General features: G+C 47.4%; 10 protein-coding genes and 2 tRNA genes. All 12 read left to right on the top strand.

The window, feature by feature from the left end:
* The first annotated feature begins 14 nt into the window (after positions 1-14).
* The 12 genes from ftsH to rpsO all read left to right on the top strand — a co-directional run bounded on the left by ftsH (position 15) and on the right by rpsO (position 12,157).
* A complete protein-coding gene (ftsH, locus tag C9I89_RS14390; RefSeq protein WP_211315258.1) occupies positions 15-1,967 on the top strand; it encodes an ATP-dependent zinc metalloprotease FtsH in 1,953 nt (650 codons plus the stop codon).
* Positions 1,968-2,043: 76 nt separating this feature from the next.
* Positions 2,044-2,880, top strand: coding sequence for a dihydropteroate synthase (gene folP / locus C9I89_RS14385; protein WP_146155073.1), 837 nt, complete (start codon positions 2,044-2,046; stop codon positions 2,878-2,880).
* 78 nt (positions 2,881-2,958) lie between these two features.
* Entirely contained in the window at positions 2,959-4,296 is a 1,338-nt protein-coding gene (gene glmM / locus C9I89_RS14380; RefSeq protein ID WP_107284032.1) for a phosphoglucosamine mutase, read from the top strand.
* A 204-nt stretch (positions 4,297-4,500) separates the two neighbouring features.
* Entirely contained in the window at positions 4,501-4,833 is a 333-nt protein-coding gene (gene secG, locus C9I89_RS14375; protein ID WP_107284031.1) for a preprotein translocase subunit SecG, read from the top strand.
* Between the two features lie 11 nt (positions 4,834-4,844).
* Positions 4,845-4,929: transfer RNA gene (locus tag C9I89_RS14370), tRNA-Leu, on the top strand.
* A gap of 57 nt (positions 4,930-4,986) precedes the next feature.
* Positions 4,987-5,063, top strand: a tRNA-Met gene (locus tag C9I89_RS14365).
* A gap of 178 nt (positions 5,064-5,241) precedes the next feature.
* Positions 5,242-5,697: a ribosome maturation factor RimP gene (gene rimP, locus C9I89_RS14360; RefSeq protein WP_107284030.1), complete on the top strand. Its 456-nt coding sequence runs from the start codon at positions 5,242-5,244 to the stop codon at positions 5,695-5,697.
* Positions 5,698-5,719: 22 nt separating this feature from the next.
* Entirely contained in the window at positions 5,720-7,207 is a 1,488-nt protein-coding gene (nusA, locus tag C9I89_RS14355) for a transcription termination factor NusA (RefSeq protein ID WP_107284029.1), read from the top strand.
* Positions 7,208-7,232: 25 nt separating this feature from the next.
* Positions 7,233-9,971 carry a translation initiation factor IF-2 gene (gene infB, locus C9I89_RS14350; protein WP_107284028.1) on the top strand — a complete coding sequence of 913 codons (2,739 nt, stop codon included), beginning with the start codon at positions 7,233-7,235 and terminating at the stop codon, positions 9,969-9,971.
* 124 nt (positions 9,972-10,095) lie between these two features.
* Complete coding sequence (gene rbfA / locus C9I89_RS14345; protein ID WP_107284027.1) at positions 10,096-10,500, top strand: 30S ribosome-binding factor RbfA; 405 nt, start codon at positions 10,096-10,098, stop codon at positions 10,498-10,500.
* Complete coding sequence (gene truB, locus C9I89_RS14340) at positions 10,500-11,444, top strand: tRNA pseudouridine(55) synthase TruB (protein WP_107284026.1); 945 nt, start codon at positions 10,500-10,502, stop codon at positions 11,442-11,444. The genes rbfA and truB overlap by 1 nt, the downstream gene beginning before the upstream one ends.
* 443 nt (positions 11,445-11,887) lie before the next feature.
* On the top strand, positions 11,888-12,157 hold the full coding sequence (rpsO, locus tag C9I89_RS14330; RefSeq protein ID WP_107284024.1) for a 30S ribosomal protein S15: 270 nt from the start codon (positions 11,888-11,890) through the stop codon (positions 12,155-12,157).
* The last annotated feature ends 126 nt before the right edge of the window (positions 12,158-12,283 follow it).

Here is a 12,283-nt window from a genome sequence, read left to right as displayed (position 1 = left end):
GCGAGGCTAACACCTTGAGTGACATGGCAAAAAACTTGATTTTGTGGTTGGTTATCGCTGTGGTTCTGATGTCTGTATTTCAGAGCTTCGGTCCCAGTGATAGTGCTGGCCGTCAAGTCGATTATACGACGTTCGTCCGTGAAATCGGTCAGGATCAGATAAGGGAAGCACGATTCAATGAGCGTGAAATCACCGTATTTAAGCGTGACAACACGCGATACGTCACTTACCTACCTGTTTACAACGATCAGAAACTGTTAGACGACCTGATCAACGCTAATGTGAAAGTATTGGGTACACCACCGGAAGAGCCAAGCTTACTTGCTTCTATCTTCATCTCTTGGTTCCCGATGCTGCTTCTAATTGGTGTCTGGATATTCTTTATGCGTCAAATGCAGGGCGGTGGTGGCAAAGGCGCCATGTCGTTCGGTAAATCGAAAGCGCGTATGATGAGTGAAGACCAGATTAAAACAACCTTCAGCGATGTTGCCGGTTGTGATGAAGCCAAAGAAGACGTTAAAGAGCTGGTCGATTATTTACGTGATCCAAGCCGTTTCCAGAAGCTGGGCGGTAAAATACCTACCGGTATCTTGCTGGTTGGTCCTCCAGGTACGGGTAAAACGTTATTGGCAAAAGCAATTGCCGGTGAAGCAAAAGTACCGTTCTTTACTATCTCTGGTTCTGACTTTGTTGAAATGTTCGTTGGTGTGGGTGCGTCCCGTGTCCGTGACATGTTTGAGCAAGCGAAGAAATCTGCGCCTTGTATTATCTTTATCGATGAAATCGATGCAGTAGGTCGTCAGCGTGGTGCTGGTGTCGGTGGTGGTCATGATGAGCGTGAGCAAACCCTGAACCAGTTGTTGGTTGAAATGGATGGTTTTGAAGGTAACGAAGGTATTATCGTTATCGCCGCAACGAACCGTCCTGACGTATTGGATCCAGCCTTACTTCGTCCTGGTCGTTTTGACCGTCAGGTTGTGGTTGGCTTGCCCGATGTTCGTGGTCGAGAGCAGATCCTGAAAGTTCACATGCGTAAAGTTCCATTAGAAAATGATGTTGAACCGTCTCTGATTGCGCGTGGTACTCCGGGTTTCTCTGGTGCTGATTTAGCAAACTTAGTTAATGAAGCCGCACTGTTTGCCGCTCGTGGTAACAAGCGTGTCGTTTCAATGGTGGAATTTGAACTGGCTAAAGACAAAATCATGATGGGCGCAGAGCGCAAGTCGATGGTTATGTCTGAAGAGCAGAAAGAATCGACGGCATATCACGAGGCGGGTCACGCGATTATTGGTCGTTTGGTTCCGGATCATGATCCTGTCTATAAAGTATCAATTATTCCACGTGGTCGTGCGTTGGGTGTCACCATGTACTTGCCTGAGCAAGATCGTGTTAGCCACTCACGCGAATTCCTGGAGTCGATGCTTTCTAGCCTTTACGGTGGCCGCTTGGCTGAAGAGTTGATCTACGGTGCAAATAAAGTATCGACCGGTGCTTCAAATGACATTGAGCGTGCAACTGATATTGCACGTAAGATGGTTACCCAGTGGGGCTTTTCTGAAAAGATGGGGCCGGTACTTTATGCTGAAGATGAAGGTGAAGTATTCCTGGGTCGCTCGGTAACACAGACCAAACATATGTCTGATGATACTGCTCGCGCAATTGACAATGAAGTTCGTGCTCTGATTGACCGCAACTATGAGCGTGCACGTGAAATCCTGTCTCAGAACATGGATATCATGCATGCCATGAAAGATGCGTTGATGAAGTACGAAACGATTGATGCTGGTCAGATTGATGATCTGATGGCGCGTAAGGCAGAAATCCGTGCACCGAAAGGCTGGGGTGATACTGACGATACGTTAAAAGCATCAACTGATTCAGACGACAGCAAAGCTGACGATACGCCAGCGGCTGCCGAGGCCACTGAGTCAGAACAACCAAAAGAAGACGATAAGCCACAAGCTTAATTGCCCTTTAAACGATTAAAGCCCCGAACTTGTGTCGGGGTTTTTTTTTATTCAAATTATCATGGAGTCTTGATTCGTGATTTTGACTAGCAAAGAAAAAACACTCGATCTCTCTTATCCTCATGCTATGGGTATTTTAAATGTTACCCCTGATTCATTTTCAGATGGTGGAAAATTCAATCAATTCGATCAAGCATTACGACATGTCGATGCGATGCTTACCGCGGGAACCAGCATTATTGATATCGGCGGTGAATCGACCCGGCCGGGTGCATCCGATGTCGTTCTAGCACAAGAACTCGAGCGTGTTGTCCCGGTGATTGAAGCTATTCGGCAGCGGTTTGACTGCTGGGTTTCAATTGATACCAGTAAAGCCCAAGTTATGACAGAAGCTGTTATGGCGGGCGCTGATTTGATCAATGATGTGCGTGCGTTACAAGATCCTGGGGCATTAGAGGCCGCAGCAAAGGCAAATGTGCCTATTTGTTTGATGCATATGCAAGGTCAGCCGCGTACAATGCAAACGCAGCCGCATTATGACGATCTGATCACAGATGTCAGTGAATTTCTTGCAGAACGGGTACAAGCGTGCGAAAACGCAGGCATCCGTCGCGAGCAGTTGCTACTTGATCCAGGGTACGGTTTCGGTAAAACCCTCGAACATAATTATCAGTTGTTAGCACATCTCGATAAGTTTCATCAATTTCGCTTACCGCTATTAGTCGGTATGTCACGAAAATCGATGATTTTTAAACTGTTAAACAAACAGCCTGCTGAATGCCTCGCCGGGAGTTTAGCGTGCGCCACGATTGCGGCAATGAAAGGCGCGCAGATTATCCGCGTTCACGATGCCCAAGAAACGGTTGATGTGCTGAAAGTGTGCAAAATGACATTGGAACAAGAAAAATTATAATTGTTGCCTGAATGCGATAACAACGATTATTGCAGAAAGGTTGCAGAGAAAATTACAATAAATTGCTAGGAGCTATTAATGGCTGAACGTAAGTATTTTGGTACCGATGGTATTCGTGGTTTGGTTGGTGAAGGGCCTATTACGCCGGAGTTTGTGCTGAAACTAGGCTGGGCCGCGGGTCGCGTGTTATCGCAGACCGGCACAAAAAAAGTACTGATTGGCAAAGACACCCGTATATCGGGTTATATGCTGGAATCAGCACTTGAAGCCGGGCTTGCTGCCGCGGGGTTGCAGGCGGCCTTTACCGGCCCGATGCCGACCCCGGCGGTTGCCTATCTGACGCGCACATTCCGCGCCGAAGCAGGTATCGTGATTTCGGCCTCTCACAATCCTTACTACGATAACGGTATTAAATTTTTCTCTTCAGAAGGTACCAAGTTACCCGATGACGTGGAACTGGCCATCGAAGCTGAGATCGAAAAGCCGCTGACTTGTGTTGAGTCAGCCCAACTCGGCAAAGCGATGCGAATTGTCGATGCGGCAGGCCGTTACATTGAATTTTGTAAAAGCACCTTCCCACATGATATGAACCTGTCGGGACTTAATATTGTGGTCGACTGCGCCCATGGCGCTACTTATCACATTGCCCCTAAAGTGTTGCGTGAACTTGGCGCGAATGTGGTTGAAATTGGTTGTGAGCCAAATGGCACCAATATCAACCATCAGGTAGGTGCGACAGATGTTGGTGCACTGCAAGCAAAAGTACTGGAAGAAAAAGCTGACTTCGGTATTGCTTTAGATGGCGATGGCGACCGCGTGATCATGGTTGATGGCGAAGGGAATAAGGTCGACGGTGATCAGATTGCCTATATTATTGCCCGTGACGCCCTGCGTCGTGGTGAATTGAAAGGCGGTGTGGTTGGTACCCTGATGACTAACCTGGGTATGGAAGTTGCGCTTAAGAACCTCGGGATTCCGTTTGTTCGCTCTAAAGTTGGCGATCGCTATGTGATGGAAGAGCTGCAAAAGCAAAACTGGTTGATCGGTGCTGAAAATTCAGGTCATGTTATTCTACTGGATAAAATCACGACCGGTGACGGCATTGTTGCAGGCTTGCAAGTGATGGCATCGATAGTCGATAGCAAGATGACACTGAAGGAGCTGTGTGATGGCATGAAAATGTTCCCTCAGGTGCTGGAAAATGTACGTTTTAAAGGGAATGGTAATCCGTTGGAATCTGAGGCGGTTATCGCCGCTAAAGAAGCGGTTGAAGAGAAACTGGGTGATAGCGGACGTGTCTTGTTGCGCAAGTCGGGCACAGAGCCATTAATTCGCGTTATGGTTGAAGGCGAAGATAGCGCTTCGGTTAAAGAATATGCACTGGAAATCGCTCAGGCAGTTAAAGATAACTGTTAGTCTGCAACTATTAGATTAAATGGTTACCTTGTTGCCGGTTTTGCTTAAAACTTGTTCAAGTGGTTCGCCTAATTAACTATTTGGTGAGATTTTACTTGTCACTGCAGCAAGCATTCGCTAATATTCCTCCGCTCCTAAATTGCGGGAGAGCGCTGGCGCTGCTTTAGCAAAGCCGGCACAACAATATGGACATAGGTGGAACCCATGTACGAAATTCTACTTGTGATTTATCTGTTGGCTGCGCTTGGTGTTATTGGCCTCGTTTTGGTTCAGCAAGGTAAAGGCGCAGATATGGGAGCTTCATTTGGGGCTGGCGCTTCTGGAACATTGTTCGGTGCTAGCGGCTCTGGAAATTTCTTAACCCGAATGACAGCAATTTGTGCGACAACATTCTTCGTCATCAGTCTGGTTCTTGGCAACATGAGTGCTAAGCAAGCAGCAGAGAAGAGTGGCTGGGAAGAGCTAAGTGCCCCAGCAACGGAACAGATTGTAGATAAAACTGAGAGCGTTTCTGAAAACAGTGACATTCCTCAGTAATTAAAGATTTAGCCGAGATGGTGAAATTGGTAGACACGCTAGCATGAGGTGCTAGTGCCGCAAGGTGTAGGGGTTCAAGTCCCCTTCTCGGCACCATTATACTGATTACTTGAAAGAGTAACGTCTGCGCGATATAATGCGTTCAGATTCGGACGCGGGGTGGAGCAGTTTGGTAGCTCGTCGGGCTCATAACCCGAAGGTCGTCGGTTCAAATCCGGCCCCCGCAACCACTTTTCCGAAAACAGACTATTCTTATATAGAGGTTGTTTGTTTTCTATCACAGCGTGCTGTGATAATCAGGGTCCAGTAATAAAAAACCCCGTAAATCGGGGTTTTTTATTATCTGAAACATGACCATTCAGGTATTTACTGGGCTTTAGGCCCTTTTTTTGTTTCCGGGGGGTTGTCTTGACAGCTTTAGAGACACAATTAACCGAATTGCTTGACGGACCTGTCAATGCTTTAGGCTATGAACTGGTAGGTTTGGAATTCATCCGTGCGGGTGAACATTCAACATTACGTGTATTCATTGATCATGAAAATGGCATTAATGTCGATGACTGCGCCGAAGTAAGCCGTCAAATTAGTGCCGTTATGGATGTAGAAGATCCAATCACCGTGGCTTATCACCTGGAGGTGTCTTCCCCTGGTCTTGAGCGGCCACTATTTAAAGCAGCACATTACCAACAATTTATTGGTCACGAGGTCAGCCTGGTGCTAAAAATGGCGATGAATAATCGTCGCAAGTGGAAAGGTGACATTATTGCCGTTGAAGGTGAATTGGTCACTCTTAAAGTAGATGGCAATGACGAAACGTTTGCACTGAGCAATATTTCCAAGGCCAACCTGATTCCAAAATTCTAACCGCTATATTGGGGCATTAGAAATGAACAAAGAAATCTTGGCTGTCGTTGAAGCGGTATCTAATGAGAAAGCTGTTCCTCGTGAGCGTATCTTTGAAGCTCTTGAGATCGCACTTGCAACAGCGACAAAGAAAAAAAGCGAAGCAGAAATTGACGTTCGCGTTGCGATTGACCGTAAAACGGGCAATTTTGAAACTTTCCGTCGTTGGAAAGCAGTCGAAGAAGTGACTCAGCCTACGCTTGAAATCACTTTAGAAGCGGCACAGTTTGACGACGAAACGATCGAGCTGGGTGATTACGTTGAAGATGAAATTGAATCTGTAACGTTTGACCGTATTACGACCCAAACGGCTAAGCAAGTCATTGTGCAGAAAGTACGTGAAGCTGAGCGAGCTCAAGTTGTCGAACAATTTATGGATAATGAAGGTGAGCTAATTACCGGTATTGTCAAGAAAGTGAATCGTGAAGCGGTTATTATCGATTTGGGTAATAATGCTGAAGCTGTTATTCAGCGTGACGATCAGCTACCACGTGAAAACTTCCGTCCGGGTGACCGAGTACGTGGTTTGCTGTACTCTGTGCGCCCTGAAGCGCGCGGTTTCCAGCTATTCATGACGCGTTCAAAAGCAGAAATGCTAACCGAACTGTTCCGCATCGAAGTGCCAGAAATTGGCGAAGAGCTGATTGAACTTATGGGTGCGGCGCGTGACCCTGGTTCTCGTGCGAAAATCGCAGTGAAAACAAACGATAAACGTATCGATCCAGTTGGTGCGTGTGTTGGAATGCGTGGTGCGCGTGTTCAGGCTGTCTCTAGTGAACTAGGCGGTGAACGTATTGATATCGTACTTTGGGATGAGAACTCAGCTCAATACGTTATTAATGCCATGGCACCGGCAGAAGTCAGTTCAATCATCGTTGATGAAGACAACCACACGATGGACATTGCTGTCGAGAAGGATAACCTTGCTCAGGCAATTGGTCGTAATGGTCAGAACATCCGTTTGGCGTCTCAGCTAACTGGCTGGGAACTCAATGTGATGACGGTAGAAGATCTGCAGAAAAAGCACCAGGAAGAAGCCCAAGAATCGATTGAAGTGTTTACTAAATACTTGGATATTGATGAAGACTTCGCGACCGTTCTGGTTGAAGAAGGTTTCACTACGCTAGAAGAAATCGCCTACGTACCAGTAAGCGAGCTAAAGGACGTTGAGGGTCTTGATGAAGAGGCTATCAACGAACTTCGTAATCGAGCTAAAGAAGCTCTGACTACTCTTGCCCTTGCTCAGGAAGAGACGTTTGAAGGTGTCGAACCTGCAGATGATCTTTTAGGCCTGGACGGTCTTGAGCGTGATATGGCGTTTAAGTTAGCCGCGAAGAGTATTTGCACGCTTGAAGATCTTGCAGATCAGGGAACTGATGACTTGCTCGATATAGAAGGTATGAATGAAGCAAGAGCGGGTGAGTTGATTATGGCCGCTCGTAACATCTGCTGGTTCAGCGACGAAGCGTAATAAAATTAAGCAAGGGAGAAGCAGTATGTCAGAAGTTACAGTTAAAGCATTGGCTGAAGAAGTGGGTACGCCTATTGATCGGTTGCTTCAACAATTTTCAGACGCTGGTATTAGCAAGAAAGCTGAAGATAGTGTAAGCCAGAGCGAGAAACAGTCACTGTTATCCCATCTGAAAAAAGAGCATGGCGGTGACAGTAATGGCGAAGCTCCATCGCGTCTTACTTTGCAGCGTAAAACGCGCAGTACACTGAGTGTTTCTGGTACGGGTGGTAAGAGTAAAAACGTACAAGTTGAGGTGCGCAAAAAGCGCACCTATGTGAAACGCTCGGCTCTTGAAGAAGAGCAGCGTGCCGCGGAAGAGGCGACGCGCCAGGCAGAAGAAGCTGCTCAACGTGAAGCTCAGGCTCAGCAAGAAGCAGAAATGAAAGCTAAGCGTGATGCAGAAGAAGCAACACGTAAAGCGGAAGAGGCACGTTTGGCTGAAGAACAAGCTAAGCGTGACGCAGAAGACAAGGCTAATCGTAAGGTCGAGGAAACGACTAAGCGAGAGGTTACAGATAAGCGTAAAGCCGCCGATAAGGCTGAGCGCACCGCCGCTGATCAACAGGCTAAGATAGAAGCCGAGGCGCTAAAACGTCGCCAGGAAGAGGAAGCCAAGCGTAAAGCCGAAGAAGAGAGTCAGCGTCAGCTAGAAGAGGCACGCAAAATGGCAGAAGTAAACGAAAAACGTTGGACGGAAACAGACCAGCAGACTAAGACAAAGATGGAAGAAGCCGATTACCACGTTACGACGTCTACTCATGCCCGTGCTGCGGAAGATGAGCAAGACCGTAAAGAAGAAGTTACCGGTACTCGTCGTAAGAAGAAAAAGCCAGCAGCTAAAGTCGATGAACGTGGTCCTAAAGGCCGTGGTGGTCGTAACCAACGCGGTCGCGGTGGCAAGAAGAAAGCCCAGGTCAATGCGCCGACATCAATGCAACACGGTTTTGATAAAACAGCAACCGTTGCTAAGTCTGATGTCGTCATTGGTGAAACCATCGTTGTTTCTGAACTGGCAAGTAAAATGTCAGTAAAAGCGACTGAAATCATCAAGGCCATGATGAAGATGGGCGCTATGGTTACCATTAACCAGGTTATCGACCAAGAAACGGCAGCACTTGTCGCTGAAGAACTGGGTCACAAAGTTATTCTTCGTAAAGAGAATGAACTAGAAGAAGCAATAATGTCTGATCGTGATGACACGGCTGTTGCTGAACCTCGCGCGCCTGTTGTCACTATCATGGGTCACGTCGACCACGGTAAAACCTCAACACTTGATTATATTCGTAAAGCACACGTTGCATCAGGCGAAGCCGGCGGTATTACCCAGCACATCGGTGCATACCACGTTGAGATCGGTAACGGCATGATCACCTTCCTTGATACACCTGGACACGCAGCGTTTACCGCTATGCGTGCCCGTGGTGCTCAAGCGACAGATATCGTTGTCCTTGTTGTTGCGGCAGATGATGGCGTGATGCCACAGACAATTGAAGCAATCCAGCACGCGAAAGCGGCAGGTGTACCTCTGATTGTTGCTGTGAACAAAATCGATAAAGAAGATGCAAACCCAGACAACGTTAAGAACGAGCTGGCTCAGTACGATGTTATCCCTGAAGAGTGGGGCGGTGAGAACATGTTCGTTCACATCTCTGCTAAGCAAGGTACCAACATTGATGGCCTACTAGAAGCTATTTTGCTTCAGGCTGAAATTCTTGAACTGAAAGCAGTTAAAGAAGGCATGGCAAGCGGCGTTGTCGTTGAGTCTCGCCTTGATAAAGGTCGTGGTCCTGTTGCAACCGTTCTGGTTCAGTCTGGTACTTTACGTAAGGGCGACATCGTTCTTTGTGGTCTGGAGCATGGCCGTGTTCGTGCAATGCGCGACGAAAATGGTCAAGATATTGAATCTGCAGGTCCGTCGATCCCAGTTGAGATTCTAGGTCTTTCTGGCGTACCGGCATCTGGTGACGAAGCGACTGTTGTACGTGATGAGCGTAAAGCACGTGAAGTTGCACTTTACCGTCAAGGTAAATTCCGCGATGTTAAACTAGCACGCCAGCAGAAAGCGAAACTTGAAAACATGTTCTCTAACATGACTGCCGGTGACGTTGCTGAACTGAACGTAGTACTGAAAGCGGATGTACAGGGCTCTATCGAAGCAATCGCTGATTCTTTGGTGAAACTGTCTACAGATGAAGTTAAAGTGAACGTTGTTGGTTCTGGTGTTGGTGGTATTACAGAAACTGATGCCGTACTGGCAGCAGCGTCTAACGCTATCATCCTTGGTTTCAACGTTCGTGCTGATGTACCTGCGCGCCGTATCATTGATAATGAAAACCTTGATCTGCGTTACTACTCAATCATCTATCAGTTGATTGACGAAGTGAAAGCAGCGATGGGCGGCATGCTGGCTCCTGAATTCCGTCAGGAAATCATCGGTCTTGCAGCTGTTCGTGACGTATTTAAGTCACCTAAGATCGGCGCAATCGCTGGTTGTATGGTAACTGAAGGTCTGATTAAGCGTAACAACCCTATCCGTGTACTACGTGATAACGTTGTTATTTACGAAGGTGAGTTAGAATCACTACGTCGCTTTAAAGATGACGTCAACGAAGTTAAGAATGGCTACGAATGTGGTATCGGCGTTAAGAACTATAATGATGTTCGTGTCGGTGACCAGATCGAAGTTTATGAAATCGTTGAAATTCAACGTACCCTTGATTAATAGCCAACATCGTTACTTATCTAGGTAAGTAAACAAACAAACCAATGGGGAGCTTCGGCTCCCCATTCTTGCAAGAGAGCTTTTTTCTTTAAGAGAGCCCTCTTCTTTAAGAGAGATAGCTAAAATGGCAAAAGAATTCAGCCGCACCCAGCGTGTAGCACAACAGTTACAAAAAGAACTTGCGGTTATCCTTCAACGTGAGATTAAAGATCCGCGTATTGGCATGACGACTATATCAAGTGTTGAAGTGTCCCGTGACATGGGTTATGCCAAAGTGTACGTTACCTTCTTTACTGTCGGTGAGCAGACGCCTGAAGGCAGCCTTGAAGTATTACGGGAAATGGCACCTTACATTCGCTCACTCTTGGGCAAGCAAATTCGCCTGCGTGTGACGCCTGAGCTAACCTTTATCTACGATCAGTCGTTGACGGAAGGTATGCGTATCTCCAACCTGGTTACCAATGCGGTTCGTGATGACAACGAGCGTCGCGTTGATGAAGGTGACGCACAAGAAGGTGAGGATAAGTAATGGCACGTCGTCGTAAGGGGCGTCCGGTCGATGGGGTCATCCTGCTCGACAAACCAACCGGACTCAGCTCGAATGATGCGCTGCAGAAAGTAAAGCGTATCTTTTTTGCGCAAAAGGCGGGCCATACCGGTGCGCTGGATCCATTGGCTACCGGTATGCTGCCAATCTGCTTTGGTGAAGCGACGAAGTTTTCTCAGTTTCTTCTAGATTCAGATAAGCGCTATCGTGTTATTGCGAAACTGGGTGAGCGTACCGATACCTCAGATTCTGACGGCGAAGTGGTGGAAACCCGCGAAGTGAAAGTCGACCGTGGTCAGCTGGAGCGTTGCATCGCCAAGTTCCGCGGAACAACGGATCAAATTCCGTCTATGTACTCGGCATTGAAATACCAGGGTCGAAAACTCTATGAGTACGCCCGTGAAGGTATCGAAGTTCCACGTGAGTCACGTAAAATCACGGTGTTCTCTGTTGATCTGCTCCGGTTTGAAAACAACGAAGTCGAGATGGAACTGCATGTATCGAAAGGTACCTACATCCGCACTATTGTTGATGATCTGGGGGAAATGCTAGGTTGTGGCGCGCACGTGACCTACCTTCGCCGTACCGGCGTTTCTAACTATCCAATGGAACGTGTAGTGACATTGGAGCAGTTACAGGCACTGCTTGATCAAGCGAATGAGCAGGGAATGGCACCAAGTGAACTTCTTGATCCGCTATTGCTACCGACAGATAGTGCCGTTCAGGATTTACCTGAAGTGAATATCTTACCGGCGAGTGCGGTTTATGTCCTTAACGGTAATCCGGTTAATGCGGGTCGTGTGCCTGAAACGGGAACGTTAGTCCGTATTACCGTCGGTGAGCCGCGTGAGTTCATCGGGGTGGGCGTGATTGATCAAGATGACATGCTGGCACCAAAGCGCGTGATGGCGAACCAGCAAGACTAAAGAAGCGAGAGGCGAGTGACGCTGCGTTCCGAGAAGCGGGGAAGAGCGGCACTAAGGCCCTGTGGCCCTATGGAGATGAAGGTACGAGTTCCTTGGTTCCTAGGAAGAGCAAAAAAGCTTGTTTTTCCTTGTGGTTCTGGGAGCCTGCCTTGCAGGACCATAGGACCATAGGACCATAGGACCATAGGACCATAGGACCATAGGACCATAGGACCATAGGACCATAGGACCATAGGACCATAGGACCATAGGACCATAGGACCATAGGACCATAGGACCATAGGACCTAGAAATCTACCTCACCTCTCGAACTTCGCAACTAATATCTTCTGCGATTATTTCGCTTGCAGCCGACTATTGCTGCCAGTATAATTCGCGGCTTGGGTGCCGGCTGAATCAGAGATTGGCGGCACAAATTAAAACATCTAGTATTAGGAAGAGTTATGTCTCTGAATGCAGAAACTAAAGCAGCAATCGTTGCTGAATACGCACAATGTGAAAACGACACTGGTTCACCTGAAGTTCAGGTTGCGCTTTTAACAGCACAAATTAACCACCTTCAAGGTCACTTTGCTGCTCACAAACACGACCACCACAGCCGTCGCGGTCTGCTACGTATGGTTTCTCGCCGTCGTAAGCTTCTAGACTACCTAAAAGGTAAGAATCTTGATCGTTACCAAGATCTTATCAAGCGTCAAGGCCTACGTCGCTAAGATTGCTTTCGAGAAAGGAGCCTTATGGCTCCTTTCTTTTTTATTCAGTAACTCTCCTTACTCACTATTTAGTCCAGTATCCGCATCGAAAGTGCTAATTTTAGCGATAAACTCCGTGCTTTCTCT

It is taken from the genome of Photobacterium lipolyticum, assembly GCF_003026475.1.
Taxonomy (GTDB): Bacteria; Pseudomonadota; Gammaproteobacteria; order Enterobacterales; family Vibrionaceae; genus Photobacterium; species Photobacterium lipolyticum.
This window is presented reverse-complemented; position numbering and strand designations above follow the sequence as displayed.

Bases quoted from the DNA above. Each gene is read 5' to 3' on its own strand.
- glmM (WP_107284032.1), top strand. From the start codon at position 2,959: ATGGCTGAACGTAAGTATTTTGGTACCGATGGTATTCGTGGTTTGGTT.
- secG (WP_107284031.1), top strand. From the start codon at position 4,501: ATGTACGAAATTCTACTTGTGATTTATCTGTTGGCTGCGCTTGGTGTT.
- nusA (WP_107284029.1), top strand. From the start codon at position 5,720: ATGAACAAAGAAATCTTGGCTGTCGTTGAAGCGGTATCTAATGAGAAA.
- infB (WP_107284028.1), top strand. From the start codon at position 7,233: ATGTCAGAAGTTACAGTTAAAGCATTGGCTGAAGAAGTGGGTACGCCT.
- rbfA (WP_107284027.1), top strand. From the start codon at position 10,096: ATGGCAAAAGAATTCAGCCGCACCCAGCGTGTAGCACAACAGTTACAA.
- truB (WP_107284026.1), top strand. From the start codon at position 10,500: ATGGCACGTCGTCGTAAGGGGCGTCCGGTCGATGGGGTCATCCTGCTC.
- rpsO (WP_107284024.1), top strand. From the start codon at position 11,888: ATGTCTCTGAATGCAGAAACTAAAGCAGCAATCGTTGCTGAATACGCA.